This window comes from Mucilaginibacter xinganensis, assembly GCF_002257585.1.
Taxonomy (GTDB): Bacteria; Bacteroidota; Bacteroidia; order Sphingobacteriales; family Sphingobacteriaceae; genus Mucilaginibacter; species Mucilaginibacter xinganensis.
The window spans coordinates 1921077-1943702 of sequence record NZ_CP022743.1; the positions used below are offsets into that span (position 1 = coordinate 1921077).

The 22626-nt window shown below is 41.6% G+C and carries 17 protein-coding genes; 6 read left to right on the forward strand and 11 right to left on the reverse strand.

Going from position 1 to position 22626, the window contains the following annotated elements; genetic code table 11:
* Positions 1-114: 114 nt before the first annotated feature.
* From MuYL_RS08355 to MuYL_RS08370, 4 genes are all read right to left on the reverse strand, one after another.
* Positions 115-1524, reverse strand: coding sequence for a CCA tRNA nucleotidyltransferase (locus MuYL_RS08355; RefSeq protein ID WP_094570101.1), 1410 nt, complete (start codon positions 1522-1524; stop codon positions 115-117).
* A 71-nt stretch (positions 1525-1595) separates the two neighbouring features.
* The gene (locus MuYL_RS08360) at positions 1596-2162 is read right to left on the reverse strand and encodes an L-threonylcarbamoyladenylate synthase (RefSeq protein WP_094570102.1); all 567 of its coding nucleotides are present in this window, start codon (positions 2160-2162) and stop codon (positions 1596-1598) included.
* Positions 2156-3274 (reverse strand): glycosyltransferase family 4 protein, encoded by a 1119-nt coding sequence (locus MuYL_RS08365; protein WP_094570103.1) that lies wholly within the window; start codon positions 3272-3274, stop codon positions 2156-2158. Before MuYL_RS08365 ends, MuYL_RS08360 begins: the two co-directional genes overlap by 7 nt.
* A 109-nt stretch (positions 3275-3383) precedes the next feature.
* Entirely contained in the window at positions 3384-4199 is an 816-nt protein-coding gene (locus tag MuYL_RS08370; protein ID WP_094570104.1) for a 2,3,4,5-tetrahydropyridine-2,6-dicarboxylate N-succinyltransferase, read from the reverse strand.
* 140 nt (positions 4200-4339) lie between these two features.
* Here MuYL_RS08370 and MuYL_RS08375 point away from each other — a divergent pair, with 140 nt between their 5' ends.
* Together MuYL_RS08375 and MuYL_RS08380 are read left to right on the forward strand one after the other, a co-directional pair.
* Positions 4340-4741: an RNA-binding S4 domain-containing protein gene (locus MuYL_RS08375; RefSeq protein WP_094570105.1), complete on the forward strand. Its 402-nt coding sequence runs from the start codon at positions 4340-4342 to the stop codon at positions 4739-4741.
* 59 nt (positions 4742-4800) lie between these two features.
* Positions 4801-6204 carry an undecaprenyl-phosphate glucose phosphotransferase gene (locus MuYL_RS08380; RefSeq protein ID WP_094570106.1) on the forward strand — a complete coding sequence of 468 codons (1404 nt, stop codon included), beginning with the start codon at positions 4801-4803 and terminating at the stop codon, positions 6202-6204.
* Here the strand turns inward: MuYL_RS08380 and MuYL_RS08385 are convergent.
* Together MuYL_RS08385 and MuYL_RS08390 are read right to left on the reverse strand one after the other, a co-directional pair.
* On the reverse strand, positions 6201-6686 hold the full coding sequence (locus tag MuYL_RS08385) for a nucleoside deaminase (RefSeq protein WP_094570107.1): 486 nt from the start codon (positions 6684-6686) through the stop codon (positions 6201-6203). The two genes, MuYL_RS08380 and MuYL_RS08385, sit on opposite strands and share 4 nt — an antisense overlap.
* Before the next feature lie 104 nt (positions 6687-6790).
* Complete coding sequence (locus MuYL_RS08390) at positions 6791-7387, reverse strand: OmpH family outer membrane protein (protein ID WP_094570108.1); 597 nt, start codon at positions 7385-7387, stop codon at positions 6791-6793.
* A 343-nt stretch (positions 7388-7730) separates the two neighbouring features.
* Here MuYL_RS08390 and gyrB point away from each other — a divergent pair, with 343 nt between their 5' ends.
* The 4 genes from gyrB (at position 7731) to MuYL_RS08410 (ending at position 11498) form a co-directional block, all read left to right on the forward strand.
* Positions 7731-9689, forward strand: a complete 1959-nt coding sequence (gyrB, locus tag MuYL_RS08395; RefSeq protein ID WP_094570109.1) for a DNA topoisomerase (ATP-hydrolyzing) subunit B — start codon at positions 7731-7733, stop codon at positions 9687-9689.
* A 122-nt stretch (positions 9690-9811) separates the two neighbouring features.
* Complete coding sequence (locus MuYL_RS08400) at positions 9812-10150, forward strand: PadR family transcriptional regulator (protein ID WP_094570110.1); 339 nt, start codon at positions 9812-9814, stop codon at positions 10148-10150.
* Positions 10147-10827 (forward strand): hypothetical protein, encoded by a 681-nt coding sequence (locus tag MuYL_RS08405; RefSeq protein ID WP_094570111.1) that lies wholly within the window; start codon positions 10147-10149, stop codon positions 10825-10827. Before MuYL_RS08400 ends, MuYL_RS08405 begins: the two co-directional genes overlap by 4 nt.
* A complete protein-coding gene (locus MuYL_RS08410; RefSeq protein ID WP_094570112.1) occupies positions 10824-11498 on the forward strand; it encodes a hypothetical protein in 675 nt (224 codons plus the stop codon). The genes MuYL_RS08405 and MuYL_RS08410 overlap by 4 nt, the downstream gene beginning before the upstream one ends.
* A 20-nt stretch (positions 11499-11518) precedes the next feature.
* Here MuYL_RS08410 and MuYL_RS08415 read toward each other — a convergent pair whose 3' ends face one another.
* The 5 genes from MuYL_RS08415 to MuYL_RS08435 form a co-directional block, all read right to left on the reverse strand.
* Positions 11519-11977 carry an aspartyl protease family protein gene (locus MuYL_RS08415; RefSeq protein WP_094570113.1) on the reverse strand — a complete coding sequence of 153 codons (459 nt, stop codon included), beginning with the start codon at positions 11975-11977 and terminating at the stop codon, positions 11519-11521.
* Positions 11970-13328: a PAS domain-containing protein gene (locus MuYL_RS08420; RefSeq protein ID WP_170309734.1), complete on the reverse strand. Its 1359-nt coding sequence runs from the start codon at positions 13326-13328 to the stop codon at positions 11970-11972. Before MuYL_RS08420 ends, MuYL_RS08415 begins: the two co-directional genes overlap by 8 nt.
* Positions 13329-13731: 403 nt before the next feature.
* The gene (gene tamL, locus MuYL_RS08425) at positions 13732-16026 is read right to left on the reverse strand and encodes a translocation and assembly module lipoprotein TamL (protein ID WP_094570115.1); all 2295 of its coding nucleotides are present in this window, start codon (positions 16024-16026) and stop codon (positions 13732-13734) included.
* 2 nt (positions 16027-16028) lie between these two features.
* On the reverse strand, positions 16029-21155 hold the full coding sequence (locus MuYL_RS08430) for a translocation/assembly module TamB domain-containing protein (RefSeq protein WP_094572894.1): 5127 nt from the start codon (positions 21153-21155) through the stop codon (positions 16029-16031).
* A gap of 106 nt (positions 21156-21261) precedes the next feature.
* Positions 21262-22533 carry a type IX secretion system plug protein gene (locus MuYL_RS08435; protein ID WP_157740699.1) on the reverse strand — a complete coding sequence of 424 codons (1272 nt, stop codon included), beginning with the start codon at positions 22531-22533 and terminating at the stop codon, positions 21262-21264.
* Positions 22534-22626 lie beyond the last annotated feature (93 nt).

Sequence of the window (22626 nt, forward strand, 5' to 3'; positions counted from 1 at the left end):
TAGTATAGTATAGTGTTTTTACAAAAATAGTAATGTTTTTAGTTATTTTGGATTTAGGATTTTCGATTTCAATTTTTTTAAAAATCGCAGTTTGTAAGCCCCGCTCCTAAATTATCATTTGTTCCCCACAACTTTTAAGCCAATTTCTGCACCTTTCTCAATTGTGAATTTAATTGCCTCTTCGCGATTGTTTGGGATATCGCCTTCAAGTATGGCTTCGCGGATCTGGTTCTTGATAATACCTACCTCGCGGCCCTCTTTTATACCGAAAAGTTCCATAATATCAATCCCTGTTACCGGCGGCTGCCAGTTACGCATGTTATCACGCTCTTCAACATCTTTTAATTTTTGCTGTACAAGCTCAAAATTGTTGCGATATTTTTTTACTTTATATTCATTTTTCGTGGTGATGTCTGCTTTACACAACAACATCAGGCTTTCAATGTCCTCGCCAGCCTCAAATAATAAACGCCGTACGGCCGAATCGGTTACTATTGACTGCGCCAAAACAATGGGCCGTAAATGCAGTTGCACCATTTTTTGAACAAACTTCATTTTTTCGTTAAGCGGCAGTTTTAGCTGGGTGAATATTTTAGGCACCATGCGTGCCCCGCGGTCCTCGTGACCATGAAATGTCCAGCCATGCCCTGGTTCAAAACGCTTTGTGGCGGGTTTGGCGATGTCGTGCAGTATAGCGGCCCATCTTAACCATAGATCGTCCGTTGTTTCACAAATGTTATCCAGCACCTGCAGGGTATGGTAAAAATTATCTTTATGCCCTTTCCCGTCAATATATTCAACGCCATAAAGCGTCGTCATTTGCGGGAATATTTTATGCAGCAGGCCGGTATCAAATAAATAATTAAAACCTATTGATGGCCTTGCGGATAAAATGATCTTGTTAAGTTCGTCAGTTATCCGCTCCTGCGATATGATGCTGATCCTGTCGATGTTGCTTTTTATTGCCGCAAGGGCCGGTTCATCAATCTTAAAATCCAGCTGCGATGCAAAGCGGATAGCCCGCATCATCCGTAACGGATCATCAGAAAATGTTTCAACCGGGTTTAGGGGGGTACGGATTGTTTTTTTTTCTAGGTCGATAATGCCGTTAAATGGATCTAACAACTGCCCGAAAGACTCCGGGTGCAGCGAAATGGCCAGCGCATTGATCGTGAAATCCCGGCGTTTTTGATCGTCGTCAAGCGTGCCGTTTTCTACAATGGGTTTCCGCGAATCAAGCCGGTACGATTCTTTACGGGCTCCCACAAATTCAATCTCCAGATCATGGTATTTAAGTGATGCTGTACCAAAGTTTTTAAACACCGAAACCTTTACTTTTAACTTATGTGCTACACTTTCGGCAAAAGCTATCCCGTTCCCTATTACTACAATATCAATGTCTTTTGACGGGCGCTTAAGGAAAATATCGCGCACAAAACCACCAATAGCATAAGCCTGCACATTTTGCTCAGCAGCAAGCTTTGATATAATAGAAAAAACAGGATGTTGCAGGTGTTTTTGCATTATGTATTTTTTATCTCTGATCCGGAGATGATGGTTTAAATAATTTGTATTGTATTTCTGACGGCTAACCGCTATCTCCTGATGAATTCAAACTTCCCATCAGGTGCCAACCGCATAATGGTTGATGGTGTTTTAATTTCCATATCGTGCTGGTCAATGTCAACTACATAATCAACACCGTTTATTATGGCACCTTCTATTTGCGAAAAATATTGAGGCGATGAGTTGCCGCTGATGTTTGCCGAGGTTGATACCAGTGGTTTTCGTAACCGCTGTATGAGTTGCTGGCAGAAAGGATGCTTCACTACCCGGATACCTACACTGCCATCGGCAGCTATAAGGGCCGGCGAAATGTTTTTAGCGCCGGGCATTACCAGCGTTAACGGGTTTTCGGCATATTCAATTAAGTCGTAAGCTAAGGGATTTACATCGCTAATATAACTTTCCAGTTTATTTTCGGTGTCCAGCAAAATGATCATGCTTTTTGTTTCCTCGCGCTGTTTTAGCCTGAAGATCTTTTTTACAGCATCGGTATTGGTGGCATCGCACCCTATTCCCCAAATAGTATCAGTAGGATAAAGGATGATTCCGCCGTCCTGTATAACCTTTAACGCTTTGGCAACTTCGTCTTTTAGCATTTTTTAATGTTGTTATATAATTGCATCAGCTGTGCAGAAAGCTTATCGCTTTCAAACTTTGCAGCATATTGTTTTCCTGCTGCTATCATAGCTTGCCGCAGTTTTTCGTCTGCAAATATACGATTGATCTTTTGAGCAAGGTCATTTTCATCATCCGGATCAACATATAAGCTATCCGGACCGCCCGCTTCTTCAAGGCACGAGCCGGTTGCGGCTATCACCGGTACGCCGCTGCTTATTGCTTCCAATACCGGCAAACCAAAGCCTTCGTACCGGGAAGGGTAAACAAATACTGTTGCCAGCTGGTAAATTGCAGGTAACTCGTTAAATGTTACCTCATGCAAAAACGTCACCCTTTGCGTTAGTTTATTATCGCTTAAATATTTTTTAACATCATCTAAATAAGCAGTCGGCTTGCCTACAACAACCATGCACGCGTCTGTAAGCTTTAACGCTTTAACTGTTAAAAGCAGGTTTTTACGTGTTTCAATAGTTCCTACACTTAGCAGAAATTTTGCGGGGAGTTTGTATTTAGTTACTACTGCTTCTTTTTGCGCTTTGCTTTGCGGGTTATTAAATACCGGGTCAATTCCCTGGTATATCACTTCAATTTTGTTGGTATCCACATTCAAAAGTGCTACCAGGTCATCTTTTGTTTTTTCACTGATGGCAATTATTTTATCGGCAACCTTGCAGGCATACACAACCTTAGCGGTATAAATTCGCCTGTTTATCCATCCGAAACTTTCGGGCAGGCGCATAAAGATCAGATCGTGAACGGTAACTATCGTTTTTATGCCTGTTTGCCGGATGCCTGCCGGCAGTTCGTGACTTAACCCGTGATAGATTTCAATTCCGTCCTGTTTTAAGTTTTTAACTATTCCCCTGCTGCGCCACCAGGAAGTAAAGAGTTTGCTTTTTGGGGTAACGGTCTTGATTTGGCCGGCGTTGTGCAGAAAATCAAGACTGTTATTAGCCTTTAGCCGGGGCGTGTATAAAAAATACTGATTGCCGGGGTAATGCTGTGCTATGTTTTTAACCAGCCACCTGCTGTAATTACCCAACCCGGTGTTGTTTAAAAATAAACGTTTAGCATCGTATCCTATTTTCATGGGGGAGTTGAATGGGTTGATTGAGTTGGATTAGGTTGATCAAGATGAATTGATGAATCATAACTTAACCCAATCAACCGCTCACTTAATCAACCCAATCAACTATTCACTAAACCGCCACATTGTTTTCGCGCAGCGCATCGTTTAACGATGTTTTTTTATCAGTTGATTCTTTACGCTTGCCAATTATTAATGCGCAAGGCACCTGGTAGTCACCTGCCGGGAATTTCTTAGTATATGAACCGGGAATCACAACAGAGCGGGCCGGTACAATGCCTTTATATTCAATAGGCGTGTCATGAGTAACATCAATAATTTTGGTTGATGCGGTTAATACCACATTTGCACCCAAAACCACTTCGCTTTCCAGGTGCACACCTTCAACCACTATGGCCCTTGACCCTAAAAAGCAATTGTCTTCAATAATAACCGGTGCTGCCTGGATAGGTTCCAATACGCCGCCTATGCCCACACCACCGCTTAAGTGTACATGTTTGCCAATTTGCGCACATGAACCAACGGTTGCCCAGGTATCAACCATGGTGCCCTCATCCACATAAGCACCTATATTTACGTACGATGGCATCATGATAACCCCTTTGGCAAGGTAAGCGCCATAGCGGGCTATAGCGTGGGGAACAACCCGAACGCCTGTTTGGGCATAATCCGTTTTTAACTTCATTTTATCGTGAAAAACAAACGGGCCAACGGTAATTTCTTTCATTTCGCGGGTAGGGAAATACAGGATCACCGCTTTCTTTATCCACTCATGGGTATGCCAGCGGGTGCCTATAAGTTCGGCCACACGCATTTCGCCCTGGTCTAATTTTTCAATAACAGTATCAATTGCGTTAACATATTCAGAATAACGCAGCAGGTTCCTGTCTTCCCAGGCATCTTCAATAAGTTTTTTAAGGTCTTGCATCAGTAAATTTAACTTTCAGCAAATTAAAGGAATTTTACGGAATTTGTTTCAATCTGTATGCATACGCAGTTCATAAATATAAAATTATTGTAAACATAAACCCGCAAGTGTATAAAACTTTGTAATTTTGACCCTTAGCAATGCCGGTAAAAGAAAAACTAAGAATAGATAAATATTTGTGGGCGATAAGGGTTTTTAAAACACGCACGCTGGCATCTGATGCCTGTAAAGCCGGGCGGGTAAAACTTGAGGGGCAAAACATAAAACCATCGCACGAGGTAAAATTAAGCGAGGTGTACCAAGTTTCAAAAGGGCCGGATAAGAAGATTATTAAAGTTACCGGCTTGCTTGAGAACAGGGTAGATGCAAAAAAAGCTGTAGATTATTACGAAGATATAACCCCGGTTGAGCAAACCCCTGCGTTTAAATCAATGTTTCATGCGCCGCTTTTGAAACGCGACCGGGGAACCGGCAGGCCAACCAAGCGTGACCGGCGGGAAATTGACGAGTTAAATGACGATTTTTTTAAAAAAGATGCTTAAAGCGTTATCTATATCATTACCTTGACAGACCCATATCGAATTTAATCTGCAAAATTTGAATGATAAACAGACATACCACCTTTTTTAAAGCACTAAACCTTATAATTGACTATCTGCTATTGAACTTAAGTTTAATAGTTACTTACTATATTCTAAATAAGACCAATATTTTTTCGGCCGAAAACAGGAGATTTCTCCCTATAGTGTTGATTTTTAACCTGATCTGGTTGCTGTCTGCAAATATCTCCCGGCTCTACTTCGCTGTATTAAACAAAGACTCTATTTTAACATTTCGCAACGTATTTCGCACCTATTTTCTTTTTGTAAGTTTTATCTGTTTCACCATATTGATATTAATAGGGTCAGAGGCTTATTTTGTAACCAGGCAGTACCTGTTTTATTCTTTAGCGTTTTTTGGGTTTTTATTGGGTTGTTGGAAGGTGATCTTCCTGCTGATAAGAAAGGCCGAACGGGCTGCGCTGATGGATACCCGCAAGGCGGTGATAGTTGGCGCCGGGCGTACCGGATACGATTTGCACGAATATCTGTTAAAAAACTGGGATACAGGTTATAGAGTAGTAGGCTTTTTTGATGACGATGCCACCAAAGTGCGTGAAAGCAAAATGTATCTTGGCGACACAAATGAGTGTATTACCTGGGTTAAGGAACATAAAGTAACCGAGATGTTTTGCACCCTGCCGGTTTCTGAATCAAAAAAGATTGAAAAACTTATGCTTGACGCGGATAAAAATATGGTCCGTTTTAAATTAGTGCCTGAGTATTATGATTACGGTAACAAGCCCACTTATATTCAAAGTTTCGGGCAGATCCCGGTGATCTCTGCCAGGATAGAGCCGCTTGAACATTTACTTAACCGGATGATAAAGCGGAGCTTTGATGTTATATTTTCGCTGTTTGTAATCGTGTTTGTTTTTAGCTGGCTATTTCCTATCCTGGCTTTTTTAATAAAGGCGGGGTCAAAGGGGCCGGTGTTTTTTGTTCAAACCCGTACAGGCCGGAACAATGCCCCTTTTAAGTGCTATAAATTCAGGAGCATGTACGTTAATAACAATGCCGATAAAGTTCAGGCTACACGCAACGATAGCCGGGTAACCAAACTTGGGGCATTTATGCGCCGGACCAGCCTTGATGAACTGCCCCAGTTTTTTAATGTGATGATAGGCAATATGTCAGTAGTAGGGCCAAGGCCACACATGTTAAACCATACCGAAGAATATTCTGAGCTGATAGATATGTTTATGGTAAGGCATTTTTTGAAGCCGGGAATCACCGGATGGGCACAGATCAAAGGCTTCAGGGGCGAAACTAAAACTGTTGAAGCAATGAAGCAGCGGGTTGAAGCAGACTTGTGGTACCTGGAAAACTGGTCGTTTTTACTGGATCTTAAAATAGTATTTTTAACGGTGAGGGATTCGCTGCTAGGCAATGAAAATGCATTTTAATAATTTTTGGTATCATTAAAGCCAAGTTCCTTCCATTGCTTAAAAGCACCTAACGCTTCATTGCGTAAAAGCTGAATAAACGGCACCTTGCGATCCTCCATTTTACAGGCTATTTCGTTGTATATAAAATGATCGTCGAAGCCTATGGCAGCAGCGTCGGCCTTGGTGTTTGCATAGTATATTTTGTCTATCCGGGCCCAATATATAGCGCCCATGCACATAGGGCAAGGCTCACAACTGGTGTAAATTTCGCAGCCGGTTAAATTATAGGTATCCAACTCCTTGCAGGCCAGCCTTATGGCTGATACTTCGGCATGGGCGGTTGGGTCGTTTTCAGGAATAACTTTATTGGCGCTGGCGGCCACTACCTCGCCGTCTTTTACAATTACAGCGCCAAACGGCCCGCCAAGTCCTTCCTTTATATTATATTCAGAAAGCGCAATTGCCATCCGCATAAATTTTTCATGTAGCTGATTTTTCATTTGCCCAAAAATAAAAAACCCCGACTAATTGCCCGGGGTTTTTATTAATTATTCAACGTAATAAGCATTTTGCATACCTGCAAATATTGCTACCCGAAGGGATATTACTTCTTGTCTTTTGTGTAAGCTTCGTTTAGTTTTTTAAGATAATCGGCAGTAATGTCAAGGCTTTTATCAGCATACAAAAGCTGTGTGCTTCCGGTTTGAAAAGTCAGGATCATTTTGTAGCCGTTGTCTTTGGCGTATTGTTTGGTGAATTCATATACTTTTTCGTAAAGCTTTTTGCTTTCATCAGCCTGAGTGCTTTGTAATTGTGCACCTGCGTTTTGCTCATAAGTTTGTAGTTCCTGGCTTTCGCGTTGTAACCGCTGCTCAGTTGTAGCGCGTTGGTCAGCACTTAATGTATTAGCACCTTTTTGATACTCAACAACTTCACGTTGAAATGCCTGTTTGCGGCCACCAACATCGTTTTGCGCACTTTTACCTTTGTCTTCCAAACGTTTACGCATGTCTTTTGCGTATTCGTATTTCAGCGATACAGAATCTTCATTAACATAAACAATTGCTGGTTTATCGCTTGCTGTGGTAGCAGGTGTTGCTGCTGTTTTATCGGCGGGTTTATTTTGGTTACATGCTGCTATGCTTCCGGCAAGTAACACACCTAAAGTGATTTTTGTAAAAATTGAAGCCGTCTTTTTCATTCTTTTAAATTGTTTTATTGCGCATTTACGCAAGAAATTTTTAGCGTTTTAATTTATGTAAATTTTGACAAAGATAAACTTTCGCAACAAGTATCCTAATTTAATGTGCTGATGTGCAGATATGCAAATGTGCTGTACCAAAAGATGAAGATATGCGTGTTCTCTGCTTCGGTTTTGCAGTTTTGCCGGCAGTATTTTTACTTTATGTTGTAACTTATCCGCACATCAGGATTTATCTGCATTCCAGCGTACTTGTTACATCTCCACAACCATTTTACTTATCAACAATAGCGGTGATATGGGGTATTTTTCGTACTTTTGAAGGTTATTGTTTTAACCATATATGAGCGAAGAAAATCAAGACAAATCAAATTATTCAGCAGATAATATACAGGTTTTAGAAGGTTTAGAGGCGGTGCGTAAACGCCCTTCCATGTACATTGGCGATACAGGCGTTAAAGGCTTGCACCATTTGGTATATGAAGTTGTTGACAACTCAATAGATGAGGCACTAGCCGGCTATTGCGATACCATTAACGTTACCATTCATAAAGGTAATTCCATTACCGTTGTGGATAACGGGCGGGGAATTCCTACCGGTATCACCACTAAAGAAAAGGTATCGGCACTGCAAATTGTAATGACCGTTTTACACGCAGGTGGTAAATTTGATAAAGATACTTACAAGGTATCCGGTGGTTTGCATGGTGTGGGTGTAAGTTGCGTTAACGCATTGTCAACACACATGAAAACCGTTGTTGAGCGCGAAGGCAAAATGTTTACCCAGGAATACGCACAGGGTAAGCCATTGTTTGAGGTTAAAGAGATCGGCACTTCAACCCGTACAGGTACTACACAAACCTTTCAGCCCGACCCTGAGATATTTACGCTTACCACAGAATATAAGTATGATACCCTTGCAGCCCGTTTGCGCGAACTTGCTTACTTAAACAAAGGCATCCGCCTTACTTTAACTGACGAACGCGAACCTAACGAGGATGGATCTTTTAACACCGAAGAGTTTTATTCAATAGGTGGCTTAAGCGAGTTTGTAAAATATCTTGACGGCACCCGTACTTCTATTATACCTGAGCCAATTTATGTTGACGGTATAAAGAACGGCATCCCGGTTGAGCTTGCTTTGCAGTATAATGATACTTATACAGAGAACGTACATTCATACGTCAACAACATCAATACCATTGAAGGCGGTACGCACGTTGCTGGTTTCCGGCGCGGCCTAACCCGTACTTTAAAAGCTTATGCCGATAAAGAAGGGTTGCTGAAGAATATGAAGATTGAGATTACCGGCGATGACTTCCGTGAGGGGATGACGGCTGTAATTTCAGTTAAAGTACAAGAACCGCAGTTTGAAGGGCAAACCAAATCAAAGTTGGGTAACAACGAGGTAATGGGTGCCGTAGATATGGCGGTAGGAGAGATCCTGGGTAATTACCTGGAGGAACATCCTAAAGAGGCCAGGATGATTGTTAACAAGGTAATTCTTGCTGCAACCGCCCGCGCTGCTGCACGTAAGGCACGTGAAATGGTACAACGTAAAAGTGTAATGGGCGGATCGGGATTACCTGGTAAGCTATCGGATTGTGCCAACAGTGATCCTGCATTATGCGAACTTTACCTTGTGGAAGGTGACTCGGCGGGTGGTACTGCCAAACAGGGCCGCAACCGCGAATTCCAGGCTATTTTACCTTTAAGGGGTAAGATCCTGAACGTGGAAAAGGCAATGGAGCACAAGATCTACGAAAACGAAGAAATAAAGAACATGTTTACTGGTCTTGGCGTAAGCCGCGGTACGCCTGAAGATGATAAAGCGCTCAACATGGCTAAGCTCCGTTATCACAAAATTGTGATCATGACGGATGCGGACGTGGATGGATCGCACATTACTACCCTGATATTAACTTTCTTCTTTCGTTACATGAAGGAGCTGATTGAAAATGGGTATGTATATGTAGCCTCGCCACCGCTTTACCAGGTTAAAAAGGGAAAAGAATTTGAGTACTGCTGGACCGAAGAACAACGTGACGCAGCCGTACAGCGTTTAAAAGGTGCAGGTAAAGAAGATAGTGTGCACATACAACGTTACAAAGGTTTGGGCGAGATGAATGCCGAGCAGCTTTGGGATACAACCATGAACCCTGCAACCCGTACCCTGAAACGTGCAAGCATTGAAAACGCCGCCGAGTGCGATCACACCTTCTCTATGCTGATGGGGGATGAAGTTGCCCCACGCCGTGAGTTTATTGAGAAGAATGCCAAATATGCAAGAATAGATACCTAGTATTTAAATGATTTTTTTGAGCCTCGCTAGTGATAGCGGGGCTTTTTTATTTTCCAGGTATAAGCTTTTAAATTTATATACATAATTTTCTTATGTATATAAAATAATAATATATTTGCCAGATGAGTTCAAACCCCATGCTAAAAGGTACTTTGCAAACCATTATCCTAAAACTACTGGAGGATAATAGCCAGATGTATGGTTATGAGATAACACAAAAAGTTAAGGAAGTAACTGCCGGTGAGTTTATTCTTACTGAAGGGGCATTGTATCCTGCGCTTCATAAACTGGAGGCTGATGGTATGCTTGAAACTTTTACAGAAGTTGTTGACAACCGGGTGCGGAAGTATTATCGCCTTACTGAACAGGGTGGGAAGGAAGTAACCAGTAAACTAAATGAAGCACAGGTTTTTATTGATCAGCTTCAGCTTTTGTTAAGCCTTAAACCTGCAATAAAATGAAACCAAACCAGCAACAAAAGCAACAATTACAGGAATATCTGCGAAAAGGATTAAAATACCGTGAAACCTATGAAGAAGTGTATGATCATATCCTTGTTGCTTTAGAAAACAAAGCCGAAACTTCGTCATTTAATGGTACCGTTAATGAAATAATCAGAGAAGATTTTGGCGGCAGCAAAAATTTATGGCGGATAGAAGAAAACTTTCGCAAATCTGTTGCCAAAGATATGAGCAGCCAGTTTTGGAAATTCTTTAGCACATATATGAAATTTCCGTTGGCTGTGTATACTGTAATAATTTCGGCAATAGTTTATTATATAATTTACAACATAAATATACAGCCTGTCGCTTTTGAGCGAATCTTTGTTCTTTTTGCTTTTCTGCCAGCTTTGCTTGTGCCGGTTAGGTATTACAAAATTGGTTATATATTTAAAGACACAAAGAAATCAGTGAGGGACAATATTTTTGTATGGATAGCTCAGTTTCCAATGCGACTTTGTATTTGCAGCAATTTGTTATTGCTTATTTATCATAAAGCCGATTTTTCTTTTTTAGGCAGCTTTGAGCCTCTTGTTCTTACAATTATCATTGTGGCTGAAATTACATTATCATTGGCAGTTATAAAACTGAGTAGTGCCGAGTTTAAAATTATTAAATCTATAACCCATCAACAATGAGTTTAACAACGCGGGAATTAGATTGGATAAATAAGCGAATGGACTGGTATGGTATCAAATTCCAGGAAATTTTTGATGAGATAGCGGACCATATCATTTCAGCTATTGAAGTTGAAAGGGCAGCAGGTGATCAGCGAACCATTGATAATGTTTTTGATAAAGTAACGGAACGCGATTTTGGTGGCTACCTTGGAGTAGATAAAATTGTAACTGCATATGAGCGTGCTTACAGAAGCAGAATAACAAAAGGCTTGCTTGAGAATTTTAAATTTTATCTAAAGAGACCGGGCGTGGTTGCTGTAATGCTGTTCGCCTTAGTAGGGTTTTACCTGCCACGAACCAAAGTGACCGTCCTGATAATGCTTAGTGGGTTGTTATTAACTGCAATAATCCCTTTAGTTTATGCTTACAGAAATTCTCCCCGGATAACACTTGATCAGGGCAAACAATCAATCATTGAAAGCTATATGAAAACCCGGGCGTTATTTTTACTGACGCTGATAAATTTAATACTTTGTCTGTTTGGCGGAGCGGCACGTACCTGGGATATTGTTTTTTTAAATCCAATAAATTATCATCCGGTAATTTATATGGTACTTTTTGTATTTTTTATAATTTATGGATTAAGTATAATAAGGCTGTGCAGGCAGGAGTTTAAAATAGCGAAATGATAGGACTTAGTTTCAAATTTCTATTTAACCCGCAATAAAAGCCTTTCCTTACCATAATCAATTACTGCCTTATACTTCATTAGTATATCACCACCTAAAACACCCAAAACTTCAGGGTGCCCTAATTGGCGATACGCAATATTTATGGTTGAAAGATCAAGCACTGCAACTTCAAACTCCTCCACCAAAAATTTCCCGATATACATATCGCTAATGGTGGCTGTTGCCGATTCCATGTTGTTGGTGCCAAGGCCGGTGGAAAGCCTGTCGCTTGCATTTAGTACGGCATGTTCAAAAGTTTGCAGCAGCATGGTTTTATCAAAAGCAGTTTTAGAAGCGCCTGTATCTAAAACTACAGTAAAACGTTTTCCGAAAAGTTTGATTTTAAGCAGCGGGTGAAATCCATCTTCGTGCAGGTCAATAATTTGTAAAGGAATGGAAATGCTTTTTTTAGCAGATGTGGGTTTAGTCTCAGTCATGGTCTGATGCTTCCTCCGCCATTTCAATAATTATGGTATCCATCCTGTTAAGTTCGTTTTGCATATAGTTAAATAGTTCTGCGTTTTTTGGGTCGTCTTTAAGCATTGGTACCAGCCCTTGTAAATTAGCCAGGGGCCCCCTAATGAGGTGCGACTGCTTCCAGGCCATTTCTTTTATACTACTAATGTGGGTCCTGATACTTTCGTAAGCATTTTTTAAATCCTGCTCAGCCTTTAATTTTTCGGTAATGTCGTTCGTCATTGAAAGCCTCACCTGCCGACCTTCAAATATAATATCATGAGCAATTATTTGAACATAAATAATGGTGCCGTCCTTTTTAAGATGTTTTACAACCCGCGGGCTATCCGCATTCTTGTCCTGGCGGTAGTCCAACAATTGTTGTTCGCGATCTTCCCTGGGCCTGAAAATTTTCACATCCATGTGTAACAGTTCTTCTTTTCTGTAACCATAGTGTTTTGCACCTGCATCATTTACGGCTATTATGCGTTGATCACCCTTTCCTATCATCCACATTGGCATCGGGTTGCTGTCGAAAAGTAATTTGTACTCCTGCTCTGATGAGCGCAATTCAATTTCGTTTTTTTTGCGTTCAGTAATATCTAATGCCGAGCCCATAATAACAGTCTCACCGCCAATAATGGCGCGGCTGCCATACAATTCAAGCCAATTGCTTGTGCCGTCTTTCCTGATTCCCTTGGCTTCGTAATGAATGCTATCTATCTCGCCTGCTATCCTGCGCCTTACGTTTTCATTAACAAGGTCTCTGTAGCTTTCGTCAACAACAGTTTCCACGGGAAAAGTATCGATCATTTCGGCAGGCGTGTAACCAAAAATTTGAGCAAACCTTGGATTTACGTAGATATACCTGCCATTTTGTGCTATGTAGATACCTATCATTGATTTTTCGGCAATGGTTCTGAATTTTACTTCGGCTTCTCTAAGATCCGATTCCATTTTTTTGCGATAGGTGGTATCCCTCGCAATTACCATTATACAATCGTCAGTGAATTTTTTAACATTTATCTCAGCGGTAAATATCTTTCCATCCTTACGAATAAAATGTCGCTCACGAACAATGGGGATGGTTGATTTATCCATTTTATCAGGCAGGGGATCGGTTTTTAGTTCGTCCGGATCAAGAATTGATTTTATGTTCAACTGCAACATCTCTTCCCTGGTGTAGCCCATTATTTTACACATGCTGGCGTTTACATCAGTAAAATTTCCATTGAGATCGAGGATATAGATAATATCAGATGCCTGTTCTATTAATGACTGGTACTTGTCTTCGCTATTTTGAAAGCCGGACAGGCTGTTTTTATTCAGCACAGTATAACAATATAACAGGATGGCCCCGGATATTAGCAATAGAATAGGTAAACTTAGCTTGATTATTAAAGTATTGGTTAATAAATACTTAACGGCGGCAACGTTAAAAAAACAGCCGGCTGTAATTGCTAACGCTGTAAATATTGCAAGGAGGGCAATTATTTTGATTGAGGTATATTTCCACGGTTTAGACATTTAAAATAATGGATCGGCTTTAAATTTTATGGCAGGATAGCTTTCAATTACATATTTGGAACTCATTGTTTGTTAAAAGAAAGGTTAGTTAATATTTAATATTCATTAAATGTCGCTTGCTTATAAATTAAACACAAATTTATAATTAATTAAGTTACTGAACGTAACTGCATGGTAAGAAATTTATGAATGCCAGGTGGTTATAACATTAGAATGGATACCCGATTGCCAGGTTAAAGATCATATTGCTGCCATGCCATTTGGCATCTGAAAAATCTATTCCGTTAATTACGGTTCGCTGGCTGGCCGGTAACTGGGGTTTAATTAAAGGAAACCCAAAGTCTGTACGCAAAATAAGTACGGTTAAATCAAAGCGTAAACCAACACCTGCATCTACAGCCATTTGGTTAATAAAGTTTGATCCAAAAGCTGCCCCGGGCTGTAATCTGTTTGGTCGAAGCAGCCAAATATTACCGGCGTCAACAAACAGTGCGCCTTCAACAATACTGAATAATTTGGGGCGAAACTCGGCATTAGCTTCAATTTTTATATCTCCTGATTCATCTGCCAGGAAATTGTTCCCGGTGTTGAGACTTGGAGGAAGGTTATATGCACCCGGCCCGAGCGACCGCGCCTGGAACCCACGCAGGCTGTTAGGCCCGCCAATAAAAAACTGCTGGCTATAAGGCAATACGGTAGAGTTTCCGTAAGGCAAGCCAACGCCCACCAGCAACCGGGTGGCAATTTTATTATTGGCCCATAATTTATGGTAAAACCTGATTTCGTTCTCCAGTTTAACATATTGATTAAACGGTGTACCGAACAGCTTACTTACTTTTCCTTTTAATGTATCTGCACCGGTAACTAATCCTAAAATATTGGCAGATGTGCTCACTTTACCGTTATAGTAAAATGTATTGGTACGGTAATCTTCGCTGGTATTGGTGTAGGTGTAGCCGTATGATGGGCCAAAAGTAAACTGGTTGTTAATTACGTGCGCCAGGGCTGGGTTGCGTGTGTGTGCAATGCTGTCCCGGTACACCTGGCTAACGCTTGCTGCATCAACATAAGTTAAATTGAGAAGGTTTAAATCATGCTGTTTATGAATGCTTGGTTTCCACGAATAGCCAAACGACGCATTGAACGAATTTAAATTATACAGTTTGGTACGGTTCACCAGCGTGTACCCTGCCGTTAAAATGGTATGCGGGATATAGGCATTGTCCGTATTGAAATTAAACGGACTAATAAACCGGGGCCATGTAACACTGGGCTGAATACCAAACTGGTAAACATTGTAACCGTTTGAAGTACCTCCAAATTGCAGATCACTGCTGGCAAATAGCGTCAGGGTAAATAGTTCGGCACCTTTAAAGGTATTGCGGTTTTTAAAATTAAGGTTAATTTGTGTACCGTTATAATTTGCAGAGGTTTGCCGCGCAAGTAAATCAAGTGAAAGCGCTTTTCGTTTATATTGCGTTAACTGGTAGTAAATGTCAAGGAAGGCAGAGTCGGGGGTAACATCTTCAAAACGGTTCTTTACATAACTAAAGGGACCCAGGTTGATCATTCTGTTTAACGAGTTGTTGTGCTCCGTGCGGTTGTAAACCTCCCCGGGTTGTAACAGCACCGCGTTTTTAAACACAAATGGCCGTACCGTCTTCTTGGGGTCGATAACATTGTACCAGCGGTACTTTACCGCAGAATCTAATTTTAAAGAGGTATCCCTTAGTGAGTAACGTGGATAAACATAAATATTCCTGATCTTGTAAATCCACCTGGCTTCATCGGGCGTGGCGTCTTTTACTTTCACAAACATATCAATCTGGTGGTTGGCTACCGTGCTGTCATACCTCATGATAAGGTCTTCAGGCGCAAAATAAAAAAAGCCTTCTTCTTTTAAGCGGGCATCAATCCTTATGCGCTCATTTTTAATTATATCCAGGTTGTATTTATTGCCGGCCTTTAAAAAGGTTTGTTTAGCGGTACCGGCAACCGCAGTATCAAGGTCATTATTGTCTGTAGGGAACTTTATAGAGCGATAATGATATGAAGGGCCCGCATGTACCGCATAAACTGCTTTTGCAGTTTTATTTTTAACTACCGTATCACCATTAACCTGGGCCAAAAAGTAACTCACATTTTGAAGCCTGTTTTGTAAAATAGTGCTGTTTTTCACCAAATCAACACTGCTTGCTAAAACCGGGGGCTCGCCAATATGGGTGTTTAAATAGTGCCTCAAGCCGGTCCTTTTATTTGTACGGGTTTTGTTGTAAACCCAAAGTTTAAATCTTAAACCCAGTATACTGCTGTTAGGCTGCGGCCTTAACAAGGCCGATAAATTATCTTTCAACTGGCCGGCATCACTTTTTTTAAGGTCCTTGTCGTCAATTTTAACTTCGGCACCGGTATATAATTTCTGACCGGGAGCCAAATATTTGGTATTGCTGCAGGCACTTACAAAAAGGGCCAGAAAAATAAATATGTATCTAAGTTTGGCCATAGTTACTTTGATATTGGTTTTTGTAAAGGCTGCACGGGTGCCGCTGTGGAGTCGGCTTTTTTATCTGCCTCCTTTTGTTCCTTTTTTATTTCCTTTTGCTTCTCGTTGTATTGCTTTTCCAGTTCCCTGTCTTTTTTCGATTTTCGCTTAAACAGTTCTTTAAAGCGGTTGTATTCATAAGTCAGGGTAAACCCTACGCCTGTTTCAATTACCTGCCCCTCTACCACAATAAACTGGTCCCTGCGGTAAACACGAACCATATAGCGGCCATCCTTGGTTATTTTATAGTTCACGGATACATTGCCCGCAATATCTGTTGATTTTTGACCCGGCTGATTTTGGCCCTCAAGGTTGAAATTATTACCTACGGTTACTGTTAAACGGTCATTAAGGAACTGTTTGGAGAGGCCAACATTCAGGTCCGTTCGGTTTTGCGTAGTGCCGGAAGAATAATCCTCACCCGAGGTAAGGTCAAAACTAAGCTGGACGCCACCTATCAAATTGCCGGCAAGTTTATTCAACTGATCGGACAATAAACTGCTTACGCTGCTGCGGATAGCGCCGCCAATACCTGCGTTACCGCCCTGGCTTTGGAATGGATTGTCGCCAATAAAGTGGCCAAGTACCAGTACGCCTAAAACCTGTTTGTTCAATTCGTTAGGGTCCTGTCTGATCTGTGCCAGCCTGGTATTAACTGTGGAAATTACGTCGGGCGATACCGTATAAGTACTGTCCGGCAAAACAATATCAAAACTGATGTCGGGTTTCAACAGCTCGTTCTTTAAATTAAGATTAACATTAAAGGGCAGCTTTTGCTTGTACATCGTTGAGTTCTGCGATTCGCTCAGCTGCACGAGGTCAATAGGAGGGACGTTTGCTACATAGGTGGCTGTAAGGTTAATATTGGCACTGGTTGGGTCGCCTGTCCAGGTAATAGTGCTGCCGGGTTTAAAATTAAACTTGCGCTTAACGGTGGCATACGCCAAATTATACGAGCCCTGGTTAACCTTGTAGGTACCGGTCAGGTTTATTTTACCGCTCGGGTCAATGCCGCCATTTAGCTGGGCTTCACCCTTCAGCTGTACCACGTCGCCGTTGCGCTCATCAACTACAATGGTGAATTTTGCATTTTTATTGATAGTAATGTTCGCTGTCGCATCAAGCCCGGTTATATCTGATTTACGGAGCGAATCCAATTGTTTGGCCAGGAATATCGAATCAAGCTTTGGCGCATTTGGATTTATCACTTCAACTACCCCTTTGCGGTCCTCTATTCCAGGGTCGTCCTGCGGCAGTACGATGGTTAAGTCGGTTTTGTCGTTAACGGTAAGGTTTGCGTCAACTACCGGCTTGGCCATATTTCCACGAACCCGGATGCGGGTATCTATAAAAAGCTTGCCATAGTACAACTTATTATCCTCGCGAGTAGAATTGATCACTCTGAAATTTGTGGCGTTAATATCCAGTCCAAATTTAAAATCAGTAAAGGTTTTGGTATAAAGGGTGCCCGTTACTACCGCTTTATTGCCTAACGAGTCGATTAGGGCGAAATCGTTAAACAGGATGCCATCATTGTTAAATGTTATGCTCTCTTTGGGCATTGTAAAGTAGGAATTTAACATAGAAACGTTAAAACCGACTTTGTTAAAATTAACATCGCCCCTTACCACCGGGGCAGCTGTAGTACCCGTTATTTTCAACTGCCCGCTAATGTCGCCGCTGGAACGCCTGATGCTGCCAAAGCTGAAACCTTCAATGCTTTTCATTTTAAGGCTGATGATATTCAGGTTCATATCAAACCTGCTTTCAGGATCAGTATAGTACAATCCGTTTAAGTTAACCTGGTTGCCTTTGCCGGTAACGGTTACATCCGCAGCGTACGCATTTGCAGTTTGGTTATTTACTTTAAGCGCTACATTGCCTACGGTATCTGTTTTAAAATTAAAATCCTTAATATTTAATGCTGCAGTAACCACCGGCGATTTCTGGAAGTTGCTGATGTGTGCGTCCCCGTCAATAACGCCGCCAACCTGTAATGAGTCCTGCTGTGCGGCTGTGGTAAGGGTTTCAATTTTAAAGTTTTTAAAGCTTACTGTAATTGGGGCGTTGTGTTCCTGCGTATCGCTGTTGATGCTTAATACCTGGTTGTTGTTAGTTAAGGCAAAGTCGCGGGCCATTATGCCTTTGCTGCCAAAAAACAAGGCGTTATTTGCATTAACCGCCCAGGGGGTGTAGTTTAGCAGCAGGCCATCCTGCAAAAAGTTAAACTGATATTCGTTCGGTAAAACGCTGAATAAACCCGCCAGCCTGTACCTTTCTTTTTTTGCTGCGTCCCTAATCTGCAGGTTAACATTTAACTTGTTGTTCTGTGCACTGCCGGTTAAGCTTGTATATAGCAGGTCGATACTTGAAGATACTTTTACTTCATCAACGGTTATGCCGTAATTCAGCGCGTTATTTTGTGTTTTAACGGCAAGTTTTAAATTATTTACAATATAGGTGCCATATATCACCTTCGGTGCAGTGCCATCAATGGTGAGGGCGCCAGCCTGGCTATCAAAGTGACCGGTAATGTTTACCGGATCGAGCCTTTTCAGGTCGGGCACAAATTTATCGGTTAATGGTGTTTTAACCAGCCTCATATCAAACTTAAACTGTTGCGGCGAATAATTAGGCTTAGCTGTATTTGACGCCAGCGCGGTGTTGTAATATTTATTTACCAGGTCCTGCAGGGCGGGGCCAACTTCTGTAAGTTTATACTTGCCTGCCATATGCGCATTAAGCATAGGCGCTTTCAGCCTTAAGGTGCTGCTATCGGCATTGGCTGTCGAAACCAGGCTGATGGTATCGAGCTTAAATACCTGGTCCTTTTGTGCCACCAGCAGGTTTGTTACCCTGATGTTGGCATTCAGGTAATCCGGATCAGCAGTTGGTACATCAGCTACCATATTACCGTGAACCCGAATATCGGATGTAGTGAGGTGCAGGTTTTTTAGGTTAATGCTGTCCAGCTGTAACGTGGCAGCTATGGCAGGGTATTTTTTGTTCATGTTGGCCTTGCCATCAAGCGTAAAATTAATGTTGGGGTCTTTCATGGTTGCTTTAGCCGCATAGCTTCCGTTTTGAGCGGTGCCCTTCATTACCAGGTTTTGGTAGTTGTAACCTTTAACATAGGCTTTTACTACGTTTCCGCTAAACTGCAGGCTTGCTTTTTTAGGATCAAGACTTACCCCTTTTATATTGGCTGTAGCGGTTACCATTCCAACAGTTTGCGGTTGTTTGGTTAATGCACCAACATTAAGGTTATTGGCTTTAACGTTGGCCGTGTAAATTTCACGGCCTTTATGGTTACCGTTTTTCATGGCTGCAACCAGGTCAACAGCACCATAGGTTGAACGCAGGTACATTTTAGTATTAAAATCATACATGCTACCTTTAAAGTTTCCTTTTAAATTTAAATTGGCAGGGATGCTTACCGAAGCCGGGATCATTGAAGCGGCAACCAGTTTTGAGATATCGGCTCTGCTGGTAGTAAGGTCGGCAATGTTCACATCAAAATATGCTTTATTCATATCTGGTAAGCCCCGCAGCGTTGCAGAAGCTTTGATATGGGTATTACTTAAGCCCTTAACCTCCACGGCTGGGATGCTGAGGTTATTTACCTTCCCAATTACCCGACCATCTATCCGGAACACGGCATTGGGTGAATGTTTAAAAGGCTCCATACCAGACATTGAAGGCATCAGCAGTAAAACATCCTTTAAACTCAGCTTGCTGCCATCTAAATTGGCATTAACATAAAGTTGCCCCGGGTCTTTTGAAAGCGACGCAACAGACGGGTAGCTAACCTGCACTTGTTTTTGTAAAACGGTTTGCGGTGTTTCAACCAGCAGGTTATTCAGGTAAGCGCTTTTTGGGCCATATAAAAACGAGGTGTGGAATTTCTGAATGATAAGCCCGCTTTTTTCGGCAAATGTAAATGAGTTTACTTTACCTGCTATAGTATCAGGGCTGTAAGAAAGGTTCTGCACATCAGCATTAAGCTTTTTGATATTCATGTGCGCAAAGTCCAGCCCTTTTAGTAATGGCTTTTGCGCATCGTTATCAAATTGAATATTGTCATTACTGAATGTTATTTTGTTCAGTTTGGCGCGCCACCCTTTTCCGCTTGCAGGGGTGGCCACCAGTGTATCTAATTTTTTAACTGCTTTTATTACAGCCTTTTTAACCGTTTCTGGTTTTGCAAATGTGATACCGGCATCTGTGTTATCAAGCTGAACTTTTTTTATACCTACCACCTGGTTTTTAAGGTCTATCTTATCCATTTCCACCAAAAACTTCCCCAGGTTTACCTTACTACTCATTGATTTGCTGCGGTAATCTACTTTAACTTTTGAGATGTCTATGGTGCCCAGGTCAAGGGCCATTTGGATGGGCGTTGTGGTGGTATCAACCGGGACAACTTTAATGCCCTCTGAAGTAACCGGGGATTGTATTATCCTTGCGTCGATGTCTGAAAGGTTGATCTTCGGGATCGTAAACTTCATTTTATCCAGGTCAAAATCTTTAATCCTGGTATCAAAATGGCCTAAAATAAACTTTACATCATTGCCCGAAATCTTGTCTTTATAGCTCACATTGATCCGGTCGAGGATGATCTTATCAATTGAGAATTTCATGGTAGAAGCGGTATCCGTAGGTTTTACTTCTTTTTTTTGCTCGCCGGCAAAGGCTTTGGTTATATAATCGAAGTTGAAAACACTGTCAGCGCCGCGGCTTATATTAGTAGTAATACCCTGCAGATTAATTTCATTGATCTCAACCTTGTTACTTAGTAATTTTAATAAACTGATATCGACCTTTAGTTTTTCACCGGCTATCAGGGTGTCTTTATGCTGGTCCTCAAAATATACATCCTCCAGCACAATAAGCTTTGGTAGCCCCAGGCTGATGTGGCCAATTTTTACCGGGGTATGGATTTTACCCTGGATAAAAGATACAGCTTTGTCTTTAGCGAAATTTTGAACGGCAGGTACCTGTATTAAGACTATGATAAGTAGTATCAGGATAATGACACTTGCAATTATCCAGAGTATGGTTTTTAGGGCTATTCGTCCAAATCGTTCCAAGCGTATAAATTTTTCAAATGGTAAGCGTGATTTTACTTTAAATACAATCAATTAACCAGCCAAAAAGTTTTCCGGAAAATTCGAATTTTGAAGAAAAGACCCGTTTTTATTTCTTTGTTGAGTTCAGCAGCCTAAAACCCACCAGTTCTTCCCAGCGTGCACCCGCCGGGCGGTAGTAAACTAAAACCTGGTAATCGTTTTCGGTTTCAAAATAACTGCCTTCCAAAGCATTGTTGTCAGCTTTGCCATTTTTATCGACCCAAACAAAAGTATAATCGTACACGCCCTGCTTTAAAAACAGGGTGTTAAAATATTTATTGTCGGTAGTATTGAAGGTCATTTTACTGTTTTCGTCCAGCTTATAATCATTAAACCGCCCAACAATGTAAGGCGTGCCGGTATTTGGCTGCCTTGCGGTGGAAAGGCTGAAGATCATGTGGGCATAATCAGCATCAATTCGCGGGTCGGTTCCGTCTTGGTTCAGGATGTAATAGTTGCCGTCCAGGTCATATTCCAGCGTGTAATTAGCCTTGTTTCTGTCAGGGTCAGTCAGCATCATTACCGTATTTGCCGTATCGCGGTAGATGTGCAAAATATTCTGTGAGTTTAGCTTCAACGTGCGGGTGTCAAAGTGCCTGAACTCGTTACCAGCCGCGAAATTATTGATATTCACATCGCTGTAAATAAGCTGTGTGCCACGGATATAAGTAGGCTGATTATTCATAATTGCAGTTTCAACCCGGTTATTCTGCATCAACAGCGTGCGCACATCCCGGTTTGGGTTCTGCACCCGCAGGCTTCCGTAGTCGAGGGTAAAGTTTACTTTTTGATTAGTTTGCCGGGTAGCATTATCACTGGAAGGTACTATTTCAGCAGCTATATTAATCTTCGGGCCCAGTACATATAATTTGCGGGTTAGCACCAGTTTGGTTGGGTCGCTGTCATCATACACCTTTAAGATATAGTTGCCCGGTATCTTGGGTGCTATGTTCTCATTTGGCAGTGTAAGCTCGTAATGGGTGTATTTTTGTACAGTCGCGATAGAGTAGCTATAGTTTAATATGCGGTCGTCATTGTAGTTTTTTAAATACTCCGCGGTTGAGATATTTGACGGGTTCCATTCCGCGTCGCAATGCTCAATGGTATAATGATAATTAAGTGTGCCACCTGCAAGGTTGTCAAAACCTAACGTAACCGTTTCGCCGGAGTTTAAGTTGATCAACGGAAAAGAAGCCTTTTTCGTTGAATTGTAAAACTCAACGCTTTTTATTTCGTGGCGGTAAACGCTGTCGGTGTAGGGCTGGGCAAAGGTTGTTAAGGCAGATACGGAGAGCAGGATAAGCACGATGCTTTTAAACCATTCGTATTTCTTGCGCATAATGTTTATCAATAGGTTATGGTTCATTATACATTATGTTTTTGCGACCCTAGCATGTCGAAGGTATATAAGTACACAAACACTACCATGCAT

Excerpts from the sequence above, each read along its gene's own strand:
- MuYL_RS08355 (WP_094570101.1), bottom strand. The coding sequence starts at position 1,524 with ATGCAAAAACACCTGCAACATCCTGTTTTTTCTATTATATCAAAGCTT.
- MuYL_RS08360 (WP_094570102.1), bottom strand. The coding sequence starts at position 2,162 with ATGCTAAAAGACGAAGTTGCCAAAGCGTTAAAGGTTATACAGGACGGC.
- MuYL_RS08365 (WP_094570103.1), bottom strand. The coding sequence starts at position 3,274 with ATGAAAATAGGATACGATGCTAAACGTTTATTTTTAAACAACACCGGG.
- MuYL_RS08370 (WP_094570104.1), bottom strand. The coding sequence starts at position 4,199 with ATGCAAGACCTTAAAAAACTTATTGAAGATGCCTGGGAAGACAGGAAC.
- MuYL_RS08375 (WP_094570105.1), top strand. The coding sequence starts at position 4,340 with ATGCCGGTAAAAGAAAAACTAAGAATAGATAAATATTTGTGGGCGATA.
- MuYL_RS08380 (WP_094570106.1), top strand. The coding sequence starts at position 4,801 with ATGATAAACAGACATACCACCTTTTTTAAAGCACTAAACCTTATAATT.
- MuYL_RS08385 (WP_094570107.1), bottom strand. The coding sequence starts at position 6,686 with ATGAAAAATCAGCTACATGAAAAATTTATGCGGATGGCAATTGCGCTT.
- MuYL_RS08390 (WP_094570108.1), bottom strand. The coding sequence starts at position 7,387 with ATGAAAAAGACGGCTTCAATTTTTACAAAAATCACTTTAGGTGTGTTA.
- gyrB (WP_094570109.1), top strand. The coding sequence starts at position 7,731 with ATGAGCGAAGAAAATCAAGACAAATCAAATTATTCAGCAGATAATATA.
- MuYL_RS08400 (WP_094570110.1), top strand. The coding sequence starts at position 9,812 with ATGAGTTCAAACCCCATGCTAAAAGGTACTTTGCAAACCATTATCCTA.
- MuYL_RS08405 (WP_094570111.1), top strand. The coding sequence starts at position 10,147 with ATGAAACCAAACCAGCAACAAAAGCAACAATTACAGGAATATCTGCGA.
- MuYL_RS08410 (WP_094570112.1), top strand. The coding sequence starts at position 10,824 with ATGAGTTTAACAACGCGGGAATTAGATTGGATAAATAAGCGAATGGAC.
- MuYL_RS08415 (WP_094570113.1), bottom strand. The coding sequence starts at position 11,977 with ATGACTGAGACTAAACCCACATCTGCTAAAAAAAGCATTTCCATTCCT.
- tamL (WP_094570115.1), bottom strand. The coding sequence starts at position 16,026 with ATGGCCAAACTTAGATACATATTTATTTTTCTGGCCCTTTTTGTAAGT.
- MuYL_RS08435 (WP_157740699.1), bottom strand. The coding sequence starts at position 22,533 with ATGCGCAAGAAATACGAATGGTTTAAAAGCATCGTGCTTATCCTGCTC.